Genomic DNA, 19,310 nt, shown 5'->3' on the forward strand with positions numbered 1-19,310 from the left:
GTCGGTCGTGCCGTGCTGTTCTGTGCCGGCTCAGTTCTGCGGGAAGCCGAGGTCGACGCCGCCGTGCGACGGGTCGAGCCACCGGCTGGTGATCGCCTTGGCTTGCGTGAAGAACCGCACCCCCTCCGCGCCGTGGGCCTTGGTGTCGCCGAAGAGGCTCGACCGCCAGCCGCCGAACGAGAAGGTGGCGACGGGTACCGGGATGGGCACGTTGATCCCGATCATGCCGACCTGCACCTCGTTCTGGAAGCGGCGCGCAGCCCCGCCGTCGTTGGTGAAGATCGCGGTGCCGTTGCCGAACGCGCCGGCGTTGATGAGCGCCACGCCCTCCTCGTAGGTGCGCACGCGGACGACGCCGAGCACGGGCCCGAAGATCTCCTCGGTGTACGCGCGCGAGCTCGTGGGCAGCTCGTCGATGAGGGTCGGGCCGAGCCAGAAGCCGTCCGGGTCGCCGTCGACCTCGATGCCGCGGCCGTCGACCACGATCCGGGCGCCGTCCTCCTGGGCGATCTCGATGTAGGACGCCACCTTGTCGCGGTGCGCCGCGGTGACGAGCGGGCCCATGTCGCAGCCGCGTCGACCGTCGCCGACCCGCAGCGACGCCATGCGCGTCGAGATCCGCTCGATGAGCGCGTCGGCCACGGGCTCGACCGCGACGACCACGGAGATCGCCATGCAGCGCTCGCCCGCCGAGCCGAAGCCCGCGTTGACGGCCGAGTCGGCCACCAGGTCGAGGTCGGCGTCGGGCAGGACGAGCATGTGGTTCTTGGCGCCGCCCAGGGCCTGCACGCGCTTGCCGTGCTTCGTGCCCGTCTCGTAGACGTACTGGGCGATGGGCGTGGATCCGACGAACGAGATCGCGCGCACGTCCGGGTGCGTGAGCAGCCCGTCCACCGCCTCCTTGTCGCCGTTCAGCACCGTGAAGACGCCGTCCGGGAGTCCCGCGCGCTTCCAGAGCTCGGCCATCCAGATGGCGGCGCTCGGGTCCTTCTCGCTGGGCTTCAGCACCACGGTGTTGCCGGCGGCGATCGCGATGGGGAAGAACCACATCGGCACCATGGCCGGGAAGTTGAAGGGCGAGATGATCCCGACCACGCCGAGCGGCTGCTTGGTCGAGTACACGTCCACGCCCGTGGACACCTGCTCGGAGTACTCGCCCTTGAGGTGGTGCGCGAGGCCGGTGGCGAACTCCACGACCTCCTGCCCGCGCGTGATCTCGCCGAGCGCGTCGCTCACGACCTTGCCGTGCTCCGACGTGATGATCTCCGCCAGCTCGCCCTTCTCGGCCTCCAGCAGCTCGCGGAAGCGGAAGAGGATCGCCTGCCGCTTGGCGAGCGAGAGGTCGCGCCAGGCCGGGAAGGCCGCGTGCGCCGAGGCGATGGCGCGCTGGATCTCGTCCTGGCCCGCGAGCGCGACCTCCTTCGTGACGACGCCGCGGGCGGGGTCGTGGACGGGGGCGGTGCGGCCGGAGGTCGAGGGCGAGCGGGCGCCGTCGATCCAGTGCGGGACGACGGGGAGCGGGGCGGTGTCGGTCATGGTGTCCTTCGTCGTTCGGGATCGGCAGGTGGTGCGGGCGGGGCGGTCGGGTGTCAGGGGCGGCCGTGCACGAGCGCGGCGGCCTGGTCGACCGCGCGGGCGACGTCGCCGTCGGCCGGATGGAGCAGGGTCCGGCCGACGACCAGCCCGCGGACGCCGGGCAGGGCGAGCGCGTGCTCCCAGCGGGCCCAGGCGTCCTCGGCGGCGCCCTGCGGATCGCCGCCGAGCAGGAGCGTCGGCAGGGTCGTGGCGGCCATGACGCGCTCCATGTCGTCGACCACGGGCAGCTTCATCCAGGTGCGGGCGGACGAGGAGCCGAGGCCGGACGCGATGGCGATCGACGTGATGACGGCGTCGGGCGACAGGTCGTTGACGATCCGCCCGTCGCGCCACTCGCTCATGAACGGCTCCAGCATGATCCGCAGGCCGGCCCGCACCGCGTGGTCGACGGCGCGCGCGTTGGCCTCGAGGGTCCGGGCGGTGCCGGCGTCGCCGAGGGCCACGCGCACGAGCGTCTTCGCGAAGTCGAGGCCGTCGCGGACGATGCCGTCCACGTCGTAGGCGGTTGAAGCGGTCGTCCATCTCGAAGGCGGCGCCGCGGAGGCCGCCACGGTTCATGGATCCGACCACGACCTTGTCGTCGAGGAGGCCGAGCAGCGCGAGGTCGTCGACGATGTCGGGGGTGCCGAGCACGCCGTCGACGCCGTCGCGGGTGAGGGCCGTGGCGAGGCCCGCGAGCAGCTCGTAGCGGTCGGCGAGCGCCATCGGGTCGTCGCCGACGCCGAGGGCGCCGCGGGCGGGGTGGTCGGCGGCGACGATGAGCAGGCGGCCGTCGCCGCGGATCAGCGGACGGCGGGTGCGGGCGGCGAGCGCGCGGCCGACGGCGTCGGGATCCGTGGCGCGCAGGTCGCGGAGCGCGGCGAACGCGGCCGGGAGGTCGCCCGCGCGGACGGCCTCGGCGGGCGCGGCCACGGCGGCGGCGCGCGCGGCGGCGGCGGTCATCGGAGCCCCGCGAGCACCGCGTCGACCTCGGCGGTCGTCGGCATCGCCGTCGAGCACTCGCGGCGGGACGCGACGATGGCGCCCGCGACGTTGGCGAAGCGCAGGATGCGCTCCAGGTCCCACCCGGCGAGCAGCCCGTGCACGAGCGCGCCGCCGAAGCCGTCGCCCGCCCCGAGCCCGTTGACGACCTCCACCGGGTAGGGCGGGACCTCGACCGTCTCCTCCCGCGTCCGCGCGAGCACGCCCTTCGGTCCCTGCTTCACGATGGCGAGCTCCACCCCGCGGTCGAGCAGCGCGTCGGCGGCGCGGAGCGGATCCGTCTCCCCCACCGCGATCTCGCATTCCTCGCGGTTGCCGACGGCGACGGTCACGTGCTCGAGCGCGCGGCCGACCTCGCGGGTGGCGTCCTCGGGGGACGACCAGAACATGGGCCGGTAGTCGAGGTCGAGGACGGTGAGCGGCCGGCGGGCGCGGGCGGCCCAGGCGGCGTGGTGCGCAGTGCGGCTGGGGTCCTCGCTGAGGCCCGTGACGGTCGACCAGTGGACGCGCGCGTCGCGGATCGCGTCGAGGTCGAGCTCGTCGGCCTCGATGCAGAGGTCGGGCGCCTTCGGGCGACGGTAGAAGTAGAGCGGGAAGTCGTCCGGCGGGAAGATCTCGCAGAACGTGACGGGCGTCGGCAGGTCGTCGACGGGCGTCACGTAGCGGGCGGAGACGCCGAGGCGCTCGAGCTCGCGCGTCACGTAGCGGCCGAAGGGGTCGTCCCCCACGCGCGAGACGAGCGCCGCGGATCGGCCGTGCCGGGCGGCGGCGACCGCCACGTTGGCCGCGCTCCCGCCGAGGTACTTGCCGAACGTCTCGACGTCCTCGAGGCCCACGCCGTCCTGGAGCGGGTAGAGGTCGACGCCGACGCGGCCGAGGGCGATCACGTCGAGGATCGGGGTCGGGGCGGGGACCGTGGTCTCGGGAGGGCGCATGCGTCGGCGCTGCTTTCTCTCCGGCTGGGGAGGGGCGAGGGGCGGGTGCTGCTGTCCCTTCACCGTACCCCATGTACTGACATGTGCACATGACCCCTGCCGATCCCGCGTCGCGGTCGCACTCGCCTCAGCGGAGCGGCAGGTGCATCACGTGCAGGCCGACGAGCCCCTCCTCGGCGTCGTCGAACGCCTCGGGGACGGTGCCGACGATCCGGAAGCCGAGCGATTCCCACAGGTGCACGGCGGCGTGGTTCGTCTCCACGACGGCGTTGAACTGGATCGCCCGGTAGCCCTCCGCGCGCGCCCAGGCGATCACGTGCTCGCCGAGCGCCCGGCCGATGCCGCGACCCCCGTGCGCGGGATCCACGAGGAAGGACCCGGTGGCGACGTGCGCGCCGCGGCCGGGCCGGTTCGGACCGGCCTTCGCGGACCCGAGCACCGTGCCGTCGTCGTCCACCGCGACGAACGTGCGGGCCGGCGCCTCGGCCATCCAGTTCGGGCGCGCCTCCTCGAGCGACTGCCCGGCGGGGAGCGCGTAGGTGCGGCCGGCGTCGACGATGCGACGGTAGAAGGGGTGGATCAGGGGCCAGTCGGCGTCGACGGCGGGGCGGATCTCCATGCGGTCGAGGCTAGCCGCCCGCCGCTCGGCGCTCCCGGATCCCGAGCGCGGGCAGCAGCACGTCGTCGATCACGGCGACGAAGAAGTCCCGCGTCACGGGCGCGCGCCCCGCGACCAGGCGGTGCGTGCTCATCGCGGGGACGACCTCGGCCAGCACCGCGACCTGCGCGTCCGAGCGCGCGGACGCCTCACCCCGCTCGACGGCGCGGCCGATGAGCCGCCCGTAGACCTCGACGTACGGATCCGTGACCTCGGCGCGGATCGCCGCGGCCAGCCGCTCGGATCCCCGCAGAGCCGACGCGAGCCCCGCGAACACGGACGCCCGACGGTCGGCGCCGCCGAGCCAGCCGGAGTCGACGACGGCCAGGAGGTCGTCGCGGAGCGATCCGGTGTCGGGCAGCAGCTCGGCCTCCGGCGGGCGGCCGACGCCGCGGAGGGCGGCGAGCACCAGGTCCTCCTTGGTCGCCCAGCGCCGGTAGATCGTGGTCTTGGCGCGGCCGGTGCGGGCGGCGACCTCGTCGAGGGCCATGCCGTCGTAGCCGTGCTCGGCGACGAGGTCGAGGGCGGCGGCGAGGATCGCGGCGTCCCCGGAGCGGTCGACGGGTCGGCCGATGCGGGGTCGGGAGGCGGGGGCCGGCGTGTCCATCCGGTCCAGGATAGGCCCGTCACGAGGTTCCGCTACCCGGGAGTAGCGTAAGTGCCAGCAGGTCGCGTCGCGGCCGCAGGAAGAGGAGCCATGCAGGTACGGGACGCGGTCGTCATCATCACGGGGGCGTCGTCGGGGATCGGCGCGGCCACGGCGCGCGCGGCCGCGGCGGCCGGAGCGCGCGTCGTGCTCGCGGCCCGGCGGGAGGAGCGGATCCGGGAGCTCGCGGACGAGCTCGGCGGCGGCGCGATCGCCGTCCGGTGCGACGTGACCGACCGCGCCCAGGTGGACGCGCTCGCGCGGGCCGCCCTCGACGCCTTCGGCCGCATCGACGTGCTCGTCAACAACGCCGGGCAGGGCCTGCAGGCATCGATCGAGGACCTCGCGCTCGACGACCTCCGGGCCGTCCTCGAGCTCAACCTCGTGGCGCCGCTCGCCGCGATGCAGGCGGTCCTCCCGGCCATGCGCGCGCAGGGATCGGGCGTGATCGTCAACGTCAGCTCGGGCACCACGTTCGCCGACGTGCCGGGCACGGGCGGCTACGTCGCCTCGAAGATCGCCCTCGAGCGCCTCTCCGCCATCGCCCGGGCGGAGCTGGCGGGCACGGGCGTCGTCGTCTCGACGCTCATCCCGTTCGCCACGGAGACGGAGTTCATGGCGTCGATCCGCGCGGGCCGCGCCGAGGCCGAGGCGATGACGGCGGGCGCGACCTTCGACGCCCCGGAGACGGTCGCCGAGGCGGTGCTCGCCCTCATCGCCAACGGCGACGCCCGGATGGACCTGGTGCCGGCGGCGTACGGCGGCTCGCGCTGACCCGGCGGCGCCGGAGACGACGACGGCCGCCCCACCCGCGAGGGGAGGGACGGCCGTCGGGTCGTGCGTCGGGCGCTAGGCGCGCGCGAGATCCGCGATGACGCGGTCCCCGGCGGCGGCCATGACCGTCTTGGCCTTGATCTCCGCGCGCTCGAGGAGCTCGTCCATGCGGCGACGGCGGGCCTTCGTGATCAGCGTCACGACGGTGCCCTGCTTGCCCGCGCGGCCCGTGCGGCCGGCGCGGTGGAGGTAGCTCTTGTACTCGTCCGGCGCATCGGCCTGGATGACCAGCCCGATGTCGTCCACGTGGATGCCGCGGGCGGCCACGTCGGTCGCCACGAGCACGCGGACCTTGCCGCTCGTGAGGAGCTGCAGGTTGCGCGTGCGGCGCGCCTGGTTGAGGTCGCCGTGCAGCGACGTGGCCGGGATGCCGGCGTCCTCGAGCTGGTCGGCGAGCTGCTCGGCGAACGCGCGGGTGCGGGCGAAGATCAGCGTCTTGCCCTCGCCGGAGCTCAGCTGCTCGATGATCGCGGCCTTGTCGCGCTGCTCGATGAGGAGCACGCGGTGGTCGATGGTCGACGACGCCTGGTCCTCGCCCGCGACCTCGTGGACGCTGGGCGACGGCAGGAACTCGTTGACGAGCGTCGCGACGCCCTTGTCGAGCGTGGCGGAGAAGAGCAGGCGCTGGCCGTCCTTCTTCACCTGGCGGAGGATCCGCTGCACGGGCTCGAGGAAGCCGAGGTCGCACATGTGGTCGGCCTCGTCCAGGACGGTGACGACGATCTCGGAGAGGTCGAGGCGACCCTGGTCGATGAGGTCCTCGAGGCGCCCGGGGGTCGCGATGAGGATGTCGACGCCGCGCTGCAGCGCACCGACCTGCTTGAACTGCGGCACGCCGCCGAAGATCGTGGTGGTGAACAGGCCGACCGAGCGGGCGATGGGCTGCACCGTGCGGTCGATCTGCATGGCGAGCTCGCGCGTCGGGGCGAGGATCAACGCGCGGGGCTTGCGGCCCATCTTGCGGTTCTTCGCGCCGTCGTTCTCGAGCAGGCGCTCCACGAGGGGCGCGCCGAACGCGATGGTCTTGCCGGATCCGGTGCGGCCGCGGCCGAGCACGTCGCGACCCGCGAGCACGTCGGGGATCGTGGCGGCCTGGATCGGGAACGGGCTCGCCGCGCCCAGCTCCTCGAGCACGCGGACGATGTTCTGGCCGAGGCCGAGCGCGGCGAAGGTCACGCCGTCGACGTCCTTCGCCGTGGTGGCCTGGGCCTCGAGGCGCTCGAGCACGACGTCCTCGGCGGGAGCGTGACGCGGGGCGCCCTCCTTGCTCGGGTAGAAGTCGCTGTCGCGCTTGGGGCGGGCGTCGTCGTAGGACGGGCGCTCGGACCGCTGGGGCCGGTCGCCGTAGGAGGGGCGCTCGGAGCGCTGCGGGCGGTCGTTGTAGGCGGGACGCTCGGCGCGGTCGTTGTACGACGGACGCTCGGCACGGGCCGGACGGTCGTTGTACGCCGGACGCTCGGCGCGGTCGTTGTAGGACGGACGCTCGGCACGAGCCGGACGGTCGTTGTACGCGGGACGCTCCGACCGCTGGGCGCGGTCGCCGTACGAGGGGCGCTCGGCACGGTCGTTGTACGAGGGACGCTCGGACCGCTGCGGGCGGTCGTTGCCGTACGACGGACGCTCGGTGCGAGCGGGACGGTCGTTGTACGCCGGACGCTCGGTGCGAGCGGCGCGGTCGTTGTACGACGGACGCTCGGTGCGAGCAGGACGGTCGTTGTACGACGGACGCTCCGACCGCTGCGGGCGGTCGTTCCCGTACGACGGACGCTCGGAGCGCTCGCCACCGCGGGCGGGACGGTCGTTGCCGTAGGACGGACGCTCGCTGCGCTGGCCGCGCTCGGCGCCGTAGGTGGGGCGCTCGCTGCGCTGGCCGCGGTCGGCGCCGCCGCCGTACGAGGGGCGCTCGCCGCGCTCGGGACGCGCGTTCGCGCGGTTGGGGCGGTCGCCGTACGCGGGACGCTCGCCGCGGCCGGCGGGACGCTCGGCGCGGGGCTCCCAGTTGGGGCGGTCGCCGCCGCGCGCGGGGCGGGCCGCGCCGCCGCGCTGGGGGCGGTCGTCCTGGCCGGAGCGCTGGGCGCGCTCGTCGGCGTTCCAGCGCTGCTTCTTGGGCGCCGGGTCGGAGTTGTAGCCGCGGTGGTTCGGGCTGCGCGATCCCGCGGGGGCGCGCTTGGCGCCGCGCGGGGAGTCGTTGTTGTAGGGCATGAGGGATTCCTCGTTCTGCTCGAGTGCATGACAATGCTCATTCGAAGCAGCGCGCTACAGGATCAGGGTGCGCAGAGCTGCTCTCAACCCGGGCAGTCGTCGACCGGGGGCCGTGTCATCGCGTGACATACCCCTCTGCGGAACGAGAGGGGGAAACCGGCCCACCTGACTGACAAATCCATCCGCCCGGATGGATGGTCCGGTAGCGGTGTCAAGAGCCGACTGGACGACACTACAGGATCCCCCCTCCCCGCACCAGGGCGGGCCACCGCCCGGGCGCGCCTCGCGGCGGCCCGGCCGGGATCACGAGCGGGAGGTCAGCGCGCCGCGCCCTCCCCCGCCGGCGTCGCCGAGCCCGCGACCGGCAGCCCGCGCTCGGCCCGCCGGCGCTCGCCGCGCGCCCGGAGCCGGAGGCCCGCCCGCTCGACGATCGAGTAGAGCGACGGCAGCACGAGAAGCGTCAGCACGGTCGACGACAGCAGGCCGCCGATCACGACGATCGCGAGCGGCTGCGAGATGAACCCGCCGTGCCCGGTGAGGCCGATCGCGAGCGGCAGCAGCGCGAAGATCGTCGCGAGCGCCGTCATGAGGATGGGCCGGAGGCGTCGGCCGGCGCCCTGCAGGATCGCCTCGCGGAGATCCATCCCCCGGGTCCGGTACTGGTTCACGAGGTCGATGAGCACGATGGCGTTGGTGACCACGATGCCCACCAGCATCAGCAGGCCGATGATCGACGCGACGCCCAGCGGCACGCCCGTCACCACCTGCAGGAGCACCGCGCCGGTCGCCGCGAAGGGCACCGAGACGAGCAGCACGAGCGGCTGCACGAGGCTCCGGAAGGTCGCCACCATGATGATGTAGACGATCAGGATGGCCGCCAGCACCGCGAGGCCGAGCTGCCCGAACGCGTCGGACTGCTGCGAGGCGACGCCGCCGAGCGAGGCCTGCGCCCCGGCCGGCAGCTCCACGTCGGCGACGGCCTGCGACACCTCGGACGAGGCGAAGCCCACGTCGTCGCTGCCCGGCGTCGCGCTCACGGTCGCGCTGCGGAACCCGCCCGTGGTGGTCACGGTCGCCGGGCCCTCGGCGACCTCGACGGTCGCGAGGTCGCTGAGCGGCACGAGGCCGCGGGCCGTCGGGATCCGGAAGTCGCGCAGCCCCTGCAGGCTCTGCGCGGCGTCCGGGTCCTGGATGTAGATGGACAGCGTCTCCTCGTCGATGACCACCTGGCCGACCGCGGCCGGCAGCCGGCTCGCCGTCACGATGCCGCCCACGGCCTGCTCGCTGAGCCCCGCCGCGGCGGCCTTCGCCCGGTCGACGGTCACCGCGATGTAGGGCTGCGTCTCGGAGAGGTTGCTCGTGGCCTGCTCGATGGAGGGGACGTCCTGCACGGCGGCGAGCACCGCGTCGGCCGAGGCCTTCAGGTCGTCGCCGTCGTTCGCGGTGATCTCCACCGTGATGTCGCTCGACGAGAATCCGCCGGATGCGGCCGCGAGCGACACGTCGCCCACGTCGGTGAGCCCGTCCACGGCCGTCCGCACGCGGTCGCGGATGGCGTCCTGGTCGGCGTCGGAGTCGGTCGTGAGCGAGAAGGTGATCCCGCCGCCGCCGCTGAACGCCGCCGTGAGGGAGGTGCTGTCCGAGCCGATCGAGGTCTGCACGGTCTCGACGCCCTCGACGCCGATGAGCGCCTCCTCCACCTTCGTCGCGGCCGTGTCCTGCGCCTCGAGGCTGGTGTCGCTCGGCAACTCCTGCGAGACGGTGAGCGTGTTCTGCCCGCTGTCGCCGAGGAAGTTGGTCTTCATGCTCGGGATGAGCGCGACCGTCCCGCCGAGCACGAGGACCGCGAGGATCAGCGTGACCGCCGAGTGCTTCAGCGTCCAGGCGAGGATCGGCAGGTAGCCGCGCTGGAGGAACGGCGTCGTGCCCGATCCCTCGCCGTGCGCGGCGTGGGATCCGCGGGCCGGCCGGTCGGCGAGCTCGCGGTCGTCGACGGGGCCCGCCACCGCGGCGTGCGCGCCCGTGCGGGCGGTGCCGTCGGCGGCGGGGACGGATGCGGCCGCGGCGGCCTTGCGGCGGGCCCGGCGCGACTCCCCCTCCGGCCGCAGGAACCAGTACGCGAGCACCGGCACGATCGTCAGCGAGACGAACAGCGACGCGGCGAGCGCGATGGTCACCGTCAGCGCGAACGGGCGGAACAGCTCGCCCGTGATGTCGCCGACGAGCGCGATCGGCAGGAACACCGCGACGGTCGTGGCGGTGGACGCCGTGACCGCGCCCGCGACCTCCCGCACGGCCGCGCGGATCGCGTCGAGCCGGTCAGGCGTGAAGGAGAGGTGCCGCTTGATGTTCTCGATCACCACGATCGAGTCGTCCACCACGCGCCCGACCGCGATCGTCAGCGCGCCCAGCGTGATGATGTTGAGCGTGTAGCCGGACGCGAGCATGCCGATGAAGGTGATGAGCACGGAGGCCGGGATGGAGATCGCGGTCACGATGGTGGAGCGGATCGACAGCAGGAACACGAGGATCACGAGCACCGCGAACACGAGGCCGAGCAGGCCCTCGGTCGTGAGGCTCGAGATGGACTGCTCGATGAACGGCGCCTGGTCGAACACGACCGTGAACTCCGTGCCGTTCCCGAGGTCGTCGGCGAGCTGCGGCAGGAGCTCGGTCACGAGGTGCGACACGTCGACCGTGTTGCCCGCGGGCGTCTTGGTCACGGCGATGGTGAGCGACGGCTGGCCGTCGACGCGGGAGATGCCGGTCGTCGGGTCCTGGCCGAGCTCGACCGTGGCGACGTCGCCGAGGGTGAGCTGGCGGCCGCCCGCGGCGCCGAGCAGCGGCAGGCTCGCGAGGTCCTCGGTCGATCCGACGCGCGTGCCCGACTGCACCGACAGCGTGGTGCCGTCCTCCGTCACCGCACCGGCGGGCAGCAGCGAGCCGTTGGCGTCGAGCGCGTCGCGGATGGCCTGGTTGGTGAGGCCTGCGGCCTGCACCTCGGCGGGATCCGGCGTGATGACCACGCGCTGGCCGACGGTGCCGAGCAGGCTCGCGTCGCGCACGCCCGCGAGCTTGCGGATGTCCGCGAGCGTCGAGCGCTCGAGCGCGGCCGTGAGGTCCTGCGGGCTGAGGTCGCTCGTCACGGCGATCTGGATCACCGGCAGGTCGTCGATGCTGCCCGCGATGACCACGGGGTCGATGCCGTCGGGCAGCGTCGTGCGGATCCGGTTGATGGCCTGGTCGATCTTCTGCTCGGCCGTCGCGAGGTCGGTGCCGTAGGTGAAGGACGCGGAGATGACGGAGGAGTCCGTGCGCGAGGTCGCGGTGGAGGACTCGAGGCCCGGCACGGCCTGGATCGCGCGCTCGATGGGCGTCGACACGTCGGAGTCGACGACCGCGGGCGAGGCGCCCGGGTACGCCGTGACGACCGCGAGCTGCGGGAACGACACCGACGGGATGAGCTCCTGCTTGAGGGTCGTCAGCGCTATGCCGCCGAACACCCCGATGACGATCGTGATGAGCGCGATCAGCGCCCGGTTGCGGAGGCTGAAGACGGAGAGGAGATGCAGGGGGTGCTCCTTGTGCGATGCGGGCCGCGGGTGCGGCGGTCGCTCGGACCGCTGATCGCCCGCACCGGGAACCCGCCCCGTGCGGGCAGTATCGCACCCGCGGCCGGGAAACCCCCGCTCGCGACGGGTTTTCGAACGGCTCGCCGTGGACCCGCCCGACCGCCGTCCGCGCGGGGCATGCTGGAGGGATGGCGCACCGGGCATCGACGACGACGGACCGCGTCCCGGAGTCCAAGACCTGCGTCTCGTGCGGTCGCACCATCGAGTGGCGCCGCAAGTGGGAGCGCGACTGGGACCAGGTCCGCTACTGCAGCGACGCGTGCCGGCGCCGCGGGGTGTCGGACGTCGACGCGTCGCTCGAGCGACGGATCCTCGACCTCCTGGCCCACCGCGCGGGCGGCGCCACCATCTGCCCGTCCGAGGCGGCGCGCGCCGAGTCGCCCGACGGATGGCGCGACCTGATGGAGCCCGCCCGGCGCGCCGCACGGCGGCTCGTGGACGCGGGCGAGGTGGAGATCACCCAGAAGGGGTCGGTCGTCGACCCGTCCACGGCCAAGGGGCCCATCCGCATCCGCCGCCGTCGCTGACGAGGCACACTAGGGGGATGCATCGACCGACCCTCACCGCCCTGGCCGCCGTCGCGATCGCGGCGCTCCTGTCCGGATGCGGGGTGCGGTCCGAGTTCGAGACGCCCACGACCACCATCTACGCGACCACCGCAGAGGCGCAGACGGCCCTCGGCTCGTCGATGCCGACCTGGATCCCGGAGGACGGCACCCTCATCCGCGTCAAGTCGGACCCGAAGGCCGGCACCATCGTGGCCGTGCAGACCGCGCAGCCCGCGCCCGCGCCCGGCGGCTGCACCGACCTGCAGCTGACCACGGTGCAGGACACCTGGTGGCCGCCGCAGATCGATCCCGCCCAGGTCACCTGCGCCGACGGCTGGAACCTCCTCGGCGCGGACGGCCGCATCTACGGCTGGAGCTCCGCGGCCCTCGGCTAGCGGCCGCCGTCGTGCTCGCGCCCGCCGTGCTCGCGCTGGCCGGCGGTGTCGCCTGCGCCGTGCGGCGTCAGACCGGTCCGGCGGCTCCCGCGCCCCGCTGACGCCGCGCCGCGAGCGCCCGCAGCACGAGGATCACGGCGACGCCCACCGCCGCGCCCACGACCGTGTCGACCACCCGGTCGGTCACTAGCGGCAGCACCGGCAGGGTCCGCCCGAGGCCGCCCATCACGAGCGCGAGCGGCGTGATGAAGACGAGCGCCAGGCCGTAGTGCCGCCCCACCGCGAGCTCCGCCGCGAACTGGCAGGCCACGGCCACGGCGATCACCGCGAGCGCGGGCAGATGCAGCGCGAGGATCCCCGCGGCCACGACCGACCCGGCCAGCGTGCCGAGCACGCGGTGCGCCACGCGCGTGAACGACAGCGGCCCGCGCACCACGGGCAGCACGGCGACGAGCGTCACGACCGCCCAGTAGTGGTGCCCGAGGCCGAGCGCCACGGCGATCGCGCCCGCGACGAGCGCGCCGACCACGTTCGCGACCACCGCGGTCCAGGCGGCCGGGTCGCGGTGCACGGCCGCGTCCCGCACCGGGACGCGCGGCAGCGCCCGGAAGCGGTGGGCGTGCACGTCCGGCGCCCACCTCCGCAGCAGCCAGCCGGACATGCAGACGCCGGCCGAGGAAGAGGATCGCGGCCACGGCCGTCACGAGCGCGTCGCGGGCCTGCGCGGCGTCGACCGGCACGGCCGCGCACACCACGAGCCCGAAGACGGGGAACAGCGGATGCGGCGGCACGAGGCTCATCGCCGTGGAGACGAGCGACGCCCCGCCCAGCACGAGCGCGAGCCCCACGGCCTCGAGCGCGAGCGACGCGTCGGCGAGCGAGAGGAGGACGCCGGTGGTGATCGCGACGAGCATCATGGCCGCGGCCGCCCCGACGCTCGCGAGCCGGAGCCGGTAGCGCTCGTTCCGCCCGTAGAGCCCCGTGAAGGCGCCGAAGGACGCGTAGAGCGCGAGGTCGAGGCGGTCGATCGCGAGCAGCACGAGGAGCGGCACCAGGAGGCCGACGCTCGCGCGCGCGGCGGCCTCGAGGTCGAGCGTGCGCGTCGACGGCGTGCGGGCTGCGGGCGATGCGGTCACGCGGGGTCCTCCGACTGCCCGGCGGTGGGATCCGGACGGCCCTCCACGCTACGCCAGCGCGGCGTGCCCCCGGACGTGACGACGCGCCCCCGGTCTCCCGGGGGCGCGTCGGCGGGTCGTGCGGGTGCGGCTAGGAGCGCGCGGCCCGCAGCACCGTGAAGGAGCGGTCGCGCACGAGGATGCTGGTCGCGTCCTCGTCCGTGTTCTGCTCCGAGTCGGACGAGATGGCCAGGTGCCACGAGACGCCGAGGCCCTCGGGAAGCTGGAACTCGACGGGACCCTCGGCCGCGTTGAACGCCACGAAGAACGCGTCGCTGTCACGGCCCTTCATGATGACGCCGATGCTGAAGGCGTTCGGGTCCTCCCAGTCCTCGGGCTCGAGCGTCGCGCCGTCGGCCCGGATGAAGCGCACGGCCTCCTCCGCGCCCTCGACGTCGTCGCCGCGGAACCAGATGGGGCGCAGTGCCCGGTTGCCGCGACGCAGGCGGATCAGCTTCCGCGTGAAGTCCTGCAGCTCGCGGTCCGCGTTCTCCCAGTCGAACCACGAGATGTCGTTGTCCTGGCAGTAGGCGTTGTTGTTGCCGCCCTGCGTGCGGGCGATCTCGTCGCCGCCCAGCAGCATCGGGACGCCCGAGGAGAGCAGCAGCGTGCCGAGCATGTTGCGGCGCTGGCGGTCGCGGATCGCGGTGATCTCGGGGTCGTCGGTCGGGCCCTCGACGCCGGCGTTGGAGGAGCGGTTGTCGCTCTCGCCGTCGTTGTTGTCCTCGCCGTTCGCCTCGTTGTGCTTCTCGTCGTAGGAGGTGAGGTCGGCGAGCGTGAAGCCGTCGTGCGCCGTGATGAAGTTCACGCTGCAGAGCGGCGAGCGGCGGTCGGACTCGTACACGTCCGGGCTGCCCGTGATCCGCTGCGCGAGGGCGCCGAGCACGTTCTGCCCGCTGTGCCAGAAGTCGCGCACGTCGTCGCGGTACTTCCCGTTCCACTCCGACCAGTCCGCGGGGAAGCCGCCGACCTGGTAGCCCTGGGTGTCCCACGGCTCGGCGATCATCTTCACCGGCGCGAGCACCGGGTCCTGGTGGATGAGGGTGAGGAACGCGCTGTGGAGCTCCGCGGAGCCGTCCTGGCGCGTGAGCGTCGTGGCGAGGTCGAAGCGGAAGCCGTCGACGTGCATCTCCTCCACCCAGTAGCGCAGCGAGTCCATGATGAGCGCGAGCGCGGCCGGGTGGCCGACGTTCAGGCTGTTGCCGGTGCCGGTGGTGTCGAAGTACGACGCCTCGTCGCCCTCCACGAGCCGGTAGTAGGAGGCGTTGTCGATGCCCTTGAGCGAGAGCGACGGGCCCATGTGGTTGCCCTCGGCGGTGTGGTTGTAGACCACGTCGAGGATGACCTCGAGGCCGGCGGCGTGCAGCGCCTTCACCATCTCCTTGAACTCGGCGACCTGCTGGCCGCCGTCGCCCGCGGAGCTGTAGTCGGAGTACGGGGCGAGGAACCCGATGGAGTTGTAGCCCCAGTAGTTGCGGAGGCCCTTCTCCTCGAGGTGCGAGTCCTGCATGAAGTGGTGCACGGGCAGGAGCTCGACGCTCGTCACGCCGAGGTCCGTGAGGTACTCGATGGCGCTGGGGTGCGCGAGGCCCGCGTACGTGCCGCGGATCTCCTCGGGCACCGACTCGAGCTTCTCGGTGAAGCCCTTCACGTGGACCTCGTAGACGACGGTCTCGTCGAGCGGCGTGCGCGGGGCCTCGTCGTCCTCCCAGTCGAAGCGGCGGTCGGCCACGACGGAGCGGGGCATGGACGCGGCGGAGTCGGCCTCGTTGATCGCGTCCGGGTCGTCGAAGGTGTGCGCGAAGACGTCCTCGCCCCAGGTGGGGTGGCCCTCGATCGCGATGGCGTAGGGGTCGAGCAGGAGCTTCGCGGCGTTGTGGCGGAGGCCGCGGGACGGGTCCCACTCGCCGTGCACGCGGAGGCCGTAGCGCGTGCCGATGCCGGCGCCCTCGACGAGGCCGTGGAAGACGTGGCCGGTGCGCTCGGAGAGCCGCGTGCGGGTCTCGGTGCCGGCGTCGTCGAACACGCAGACCTCGACGGCCTCCGCGGTCTCGGAGTACACGGCGACGTTGAGCCCGCTGGGGAGGCCCCCGTCGCGGGTGACGACGGTGGCGCCGAGCGGGTACGGGCGGCTGATGTAGGAGCGGCTGATGGGAGGGAGGTCGATGGTCACCGGTTCAGTATGCTCGCGCCGGTCCGACCCGTTCGTGCACGAACCGGATTCCCCAGGGAGCGGTCCGAGACCGGCGCTGAGCGGATGCCGGTGCGACGGAGGAGGCGTCGCGCCGTGCTGCCCGACTCCGGCGGGGCGCTGCGCAGGGACGTGCGGTGCGCACCGGGCGCGCCGCACGCCCCTCCCGTCAGCGGCCGGCGACCAGGGTGGCCAGGGCGTCCGCGGCGTCCTGGCCCCACGTGGCGAGGGCCGCCGTGCCGGAGGCGTCAGCCGGGCGCGTCACCACGGAGCGGAGCCGGCCGTCGGCGGAGAGCGCCGGCCCGCCAGCAGCCCCGTCGCCGACGGCGCAGCCGATCGCGGCCGGACCTGCGGCACCCGCGGCGCGATGGGCGATGGCCCCGCAGCCCACGAGCTGCCGGCCGCGGTACGGCGCCGCCTGCGGGTACGCGAACACGCGCAGCATCTCGGAGGCCGGCGCCTGCGCGGGGGGCACGTCGAACGCCGGGACCACCGAGCCCGTGGCGTCCTGCATGCGCGCGCCCGAGAGGCTCGTCACGCGGGCGAAGGCCACGTCGTCGGCCTCGTCGGCCGCCGTCGACCAGGCCTCGGTGGGGACCGCCGTGCGGATGGGCCAGACGCCGTACGGCGCCCTCGCGCCGACCGAGCCCGGGACGAAGGTGGCGAGCGGTCGCACCCGGTGCCGCGCGCGGTCCATGACGCAGCTGGCCGCCGTGGAGATGACGTCCCCGGCCGGGGAGCTGACGACGGTCGCCGTGCAGGCGCGGTTCCTCCCGTCCTCCACGTAGAACAGCTCGCCCACGTACGGCACCGCAGCGTGCGGCCGCACGCTGCCGGCACCCGACGCCGTGCGCCGTGAGGGGACGGCGCGGTCGGAGGCCTCGAGCGACGATGCGGCAGGCGACGCGTCGGCAGGCGCCGAACCGTCTCCCGCGGCGACCGCCTCGGCCCGGCGCTCCGCCGTCCAGTACGCCGAGACCGCGGACGCGTCACCTGTCGCAGCGGTGACGGGGCCGGCGGGCGCCTCCTGCGCGTTCGCGCCGACGGGGGCCGCGAGCAGGGTGGCCAGCACGGCGCCGGCAGCCGCGGTGGCGACGAGCCCCGTGCGCCGGGCCGTGGGGGCGGTGCGGGCGGTGCGGGCGGGAGCGCGGTGGGATGTGGAGCGCATGGGCATGGTGGGGCCTCTCGTGTGGTCGTCGGTGGCACCTCGGCGGCATCCCGTCGGGACGGGGATCCGGGCCGGGCCCGGCCGGAGGCGGGAGCCACGGTACGGAGCCGCGCCGACGCGCGTCGGGATCCTCCCCAGGCGCACCGCGCTCATACCAGGATCGAGCGGTCCACCACGTCGTGCTCGCGCCCGGCGTCGGGGGCGAGGCCGCGCCACGCGTCCTCGAGGATGTCGAGCGCGCGGTCGGTCGCGGCCGGCGGGGCCGTGATGGGGATCCGGAGGAACCGCTCGAACGCGCCGTCGTGCCCGAAGCGGCTCCCGCCCGTGATCGCGAGCCCGCGCGTGCGGGCCGCGAGCGCCAGCTCGGTGCTGACCGGCGCGCCGATCCCGACCCACACCGCGAGCCCGCCGTCGACGTGCGGCACCTCCCACCCGGGGAAGCGCCGGGCGAGCTCCGCCTCCACGTGGTCGCGCGTCTCGCGGAGGCGCGCGCGTCGCTCGGCGAGGATCCCGTCCATCCCGCCGAGCACGTCCGCCACCACGAGCTGCTCGAGCACGGGCGTCCCGAGGTCGCGCGCCGAGCGCGCCCTGACGAGCTCCCGGAGGAGCGGCCGGCCGGCGCGGATCCACCCCACCCGCAGCCCGCCCCACACCGTCTTGCCCACGGACCCGACGAGCACGACCGCGCCGGGCGACCCGTGCACGGCGAGCGGCGGATGCGCCTCCGCCCGGTCGATGTCGAGCTCGGCCGTCGTCTCGTCCGCGATCACGGTCACGCCGTGCGCCTCGGCGAGCGCCACGATCCGCGCGCGCTGGTCCTCGGGCATGGTCCCGCCCGTCGGGTTGTGGAAGTCGGGCATGAGGTACGCGAGCGCGGGCCGCGTGCGGCGGATGGACTGCTCGAGCACGTCCTCGTCCCAGCCGTCCGCGCCCACGCCGACCCCGACGAGGCGAGCGCCCGCGTCCCGGAGGGCCTGGATCGCGTGCGGGTAGCTCGGCTGCTCGACGAGCGCCCGGTCGCCGCGGTGCACGAGGACGGAGGCGAGGAGCCCGATCGCGTGCTGCGCGCCGACCGTCACGAGCACGTCGTCCGCCTCCGTCGGCAGGCCGCGCGCCCGGTACCTGGCCGCGATCGCCTCCCGCAGCTCCGGCAGCCCGTCGACGTCGTAGCCGTGCCTGTCGAGGTGCGCGGGCAGGCGGGCGGCCGCGCGCACCGCGGCCTCGGCGAGCCCGGGGGCGGCGGGCACGGCGGCACGGCTCATGTCGGCCACCTCGCGCCCCTCCCCCTCGGCGGCGGGCTCGCGCCGCGGGATCCGCGTCACGCTGCCCGAGCCCCGTCGGCTCGCGAGGTGGCCGGTGCCGCGCAGCGCCGCGTAGGCCGCCGCGACCGTGGTGCGGCTGAGGCCGAGCGCGGCGGCGAGCTCGCGCTCGGCGGGCAGGCGGGCGCCCGCGGGCACGCGCCCGTCGAGCACGAGCCGGCGGATCCCGTCGGCGAGCGCCTGGTACGCGGGGCTGCCCGGCCGGGTCCACTCCCCCAGCAGTGCGGTGAGGGCGACGGGGCCGAGCACGGCGGCGGGGACGGATCCGGAGAGGCTCATGAGGCCACAGCCTGACGATTGGCACCTTGTCCCGCAAGGCGGGGCGCGATTGGATCTCCCTCATGCTCCGTCGCTCAGTCCAGTTCGCCGTCGGCATCTTCCTCTACGGCTTCGCCATCGGGATGATGCTCCAGGCGGCCGTCGGCGTCTCCCCGTGGGACGTCCTCAGCCAGGGCGTGACGCTGCGCACCGGCCTCCCCTTCGGGCTCGTGACGAACATCATCGGCGCCCTCGTGCTCCTCCTCTGGATCCCGATCCGCCAGCGGCCCGGCTGGGGCACCGTCCTCAACGTCGTCTTCGTCGGCTACAGCGCGCAGGTCGCGCTCGCCGTCGTGCCGGCCGTCGCGACCCTCTGGATCCGGATCCCGCTCTTCGCCGCCGGCCTCGTCCTGCTGGGCGTCGCGACGGGCCTCTACATCGGCGCGCACTTCGGGCCCGGCCCCCGCGACGGCCTCATGACGGGGATCCACCGCCGCACCGGCTGGCCGGTCTGGCGCGTGCGCGTCGGCATCGAGCTGGTCGTGCTCGCGATCGGCTGGGCGCTCGGCGGCGACGTGGGGCTCGGCACGCTCGCGTTCGCCCTCCTGATCGGCCCGATCGTGCAGCGGGCGCTCCCCCTGTTCGACCTGCCCGTGCCCGCGCGCGGACGGTCCCGGCGCCGCGGCGGCGACACCCCCGCGGACCCCGCGTCGACGCTGCCCACCGGGCCCGTCGCGACGGTCGGCTAGTCCGCGGGACGACGCGGATCCCG

Annotated in this window: 15 protein-coding genes and 1 pseudogene; 5 read left to right on the forward strand and 11 right to left on the reverse strand. The window is 74.3% G+C overall.

Annotated features, from left to right (window positions below; genetic code table 11):
* Positions 1–30: 30 nt before the first annotated feature.
* From QFZ62_RS06785 to QFZ62_RS06805, 5 genes and pseudogenes are all read right to left on the reverse strand, one after another.
* Complete coding sequence (locus QFZ62_RS06785) at positions 31–1,536, reverse strand: CoA-acylating methylmalonate-semialdehyde dehydrogenase (RefSeq protein ID WP_307503367.1); 1,506 nt, start codon at positions 1,534–1,536, stop codon at positions 31–33.
* Positions 1,537–1,589: 53 nt separating this feature from the next.
* Positions 1,590–2,538 (reverse strand): annotated as a pseudogene (locus QFZ62_RS06790) (class I fructose-bisphosphate aldolase).
* Positions 2,535–3,512, reverse strand: a complete 978-nt coding sequence (gene iolC / locus QFZ62_RS06795) for a 5-dehydro-2-deoxygluconokinase (RefSeq protein WP_307503370.1) — start codon at positions 3,510–3,512, stop codon at positions 2,535–2,537. The pseudogene QFZ62_RS06790 and the gene iolC overlap by 4 nt, the downstream one beginning before the upstream one ends.
* A gap of 127 nt (positions 3,513–3,639) precedes the next feature.
* Positions 3,640–4,131: a GNAT family N-acetyltransferase gene (locus QFZ62_RS06800; protein ID WP_307503372.1), complete on the reverse strand. Its 492-nt coding sequence runs from the start codon at positions 4,129–4,131 to the stop codon at positions 3,640–3,642.
* 10 nt (positions 4,132–4,141) lie between these two features.
* Positions 4,142–4,777 (reverse strand): TetR/AcrR family transcriptional regulator, encoded by a 636-nt coding sequence (locus tag QFZ62_RS06805; RefSeq protein WP_307503375.1) that lies wholly within the window; start codon positions 4,775–4,777, stop codon positions 4,142–4,144.
* Between the two features lie 90 nt (positions 4,778–4,867).
* Here QFZ62_RS06805 and QFZ62_RS06810 point away from each other — a divergent pair, with 90 nt between their 5' ends.
* Positions 4,868–5,590: an SDR family oxidoreductase gene (locus QFZ62_RS06810; protein WP_307503378.1), complete on the forward strand. Its 723-nt coding sequence runs from the start codon at positions 4,868–4,870 to the stop codon at positions 5,588–5,590.
* Positions 5,591–5,665: 75 nt separating this feature from the next.
* Here the strand turns inward: QFZ62_RS06810 and QFZ62_RS06815 are convergent, their stop codons facing one another.
* Both QFZ62_RS06815 and QFZ62_RS06820 read right to left on the reverse strand, forming a co-directional pair.
* Entirely contained in the window at positions 5,666–7,852 is a 2,187-nt protein-coding gene (locus QFZ62_RS06815; RefSeq protein ID WP_307503381.1) for a DEAD/DEAH box helicase, read from the reverse strand.
* Between the two features lie 317 nt (positions 7,853–8,169).
* Positions 8,170–11,424 carry an efflux RND transporter permease subunit gene (locus QFZ62_RS06820; protein ID WP_307507712.1) on the reverse strand — a complete coding sequence of 1,085 codons (3,255 nt, stop codon included), beginning with the start codon at positions 11,422–11,424 and terminating at the stop codon, positions 8,170–8,172.
* Positions 11,425–11,612: 188 nt separating this feature from the next.
* Between QFZ62_RS06820 and QFZ62_RS06825 the strand changes: the two genes are divergently transcribed.
* Entirely contained in the window at positions 11,613–12,011 is a 399-nt protein-coding gene (locus QFZ62_RS06825; RefSeq protein ID WP_307503384.1) for a DUF2256 and DUF3253 domain-containing protein, read from the forward strand.
* Between the two features lie 17 nt (positions 12,012–12,028).
* Entirely contained in the window at positions 12,029–12,427 is a 399-nt protein-coding gene (locus QFZ62_RS06830) for a hypothetical protein (RefSeq protein WP_307503387.1), read from the forward strand.
* 67 nt (positions 12,428–12,494) lie between these two features.
* Here QFZ62_RS06830 and QFZ62_RS06835 read toward each other — a convergent pair whose 3' ends face one another.
* Positions 12,495–13,088, reverse strand: a complete 594-nt coding sequence (locus tag QFZ62_RS06835) for an FUSC family protein (RefSeq protein ID WP_307503390.1) — start codon at positions 13,086–13,088, stop codon at positions 12,495–12,497.
* A gap of 143 nt (positions 13,089–13,231) precedes the next feature.
* Between QFZ62_RS06835 and QFZ62_RS06840 the strand changes: the two genes are divergently transcribed.
* A complete protein-coding gene (locus QFZ62_RS06840) occupies positions 13,232–13,384 on the forward strand; it encodes a hypothetical protein (RefSeq protein WP_307503393.1) in 153 nt (50 codons plus the stop codon).
* 309 nt (positions 13,385–13,693) lie between these two features.
* Here the strand turns inward: QFZ62_RS06840 and glgX are convergent, their stop codons facing one another.
* The 3 genes from glgX to QFZ62_RS06855 form a co-directional block, all read right to left on the reverse strand.
* Entirely contained in the window at positions 13,694–15,775 is a 2,082-nt protein-coding gene (glgX, locus tag QFZ62_RS06845) for a glycogen debranching protein GlgX (protein ID WP_307503395.1), read from the reverse strand.
* 187 nt (positions 15,776–15,962) lie between these two features.
* Positions 15,963–16,961 carry a serine protease gene (locus QFZ62_RS06850; RefSeq protein ID WP_307503398.1) on the reverse strand — a complete coding sequence of 333 codons (999 nt, stop codon included), beginning with the start codon at positions 16,959–16,961 and terminating at the stop codon, positions 15,963–15,965.
* Between the two features lie 149 nt (positions 16,962–17,110).
* Positions 17,111–18,559 carry a PLP-dependent aminotransferase family protein gene (locus QFZ62_RS06855; RefSeq protein ID WP_307503401.1) on the reverse strand — a complete coding sequence of 483 codons (1,449 nt, stop codon included), beginning with the start codon at positions 18,557–18,559 and terminating at the stop codon, positions 17,111–17,113.
* A 62-nt stretch (positions 18,560–18,621) separates the two neighbouring features.
* On the opposite strand from QFZ62_RS06855, the gene QFZ62_RS06860 reads away from it, so the two are divergent.
* Positions 18,622–19,287 carry a YitT family protein gene (locus tag QFZ62_RS06860; protein ID WP_307503404.1) on the forward strand — a complete coding sequence of 222 codons (666 nt, stop codon included), beginning with the start codon at positions 18,622–18,624 and terminating at the stop codon, positions 19,285–19,287.
* Positions 19,288–19,310: the final 23 nt, after the last annotated feature.

This window comes from Clavibacter sp. B3I6, assembly GCF_030816895.1.
GTDB lineage: Bacteria > Actinomycetota > Actinomycetes > Actinomycetales > Microbacteriaceae > Clavibacter.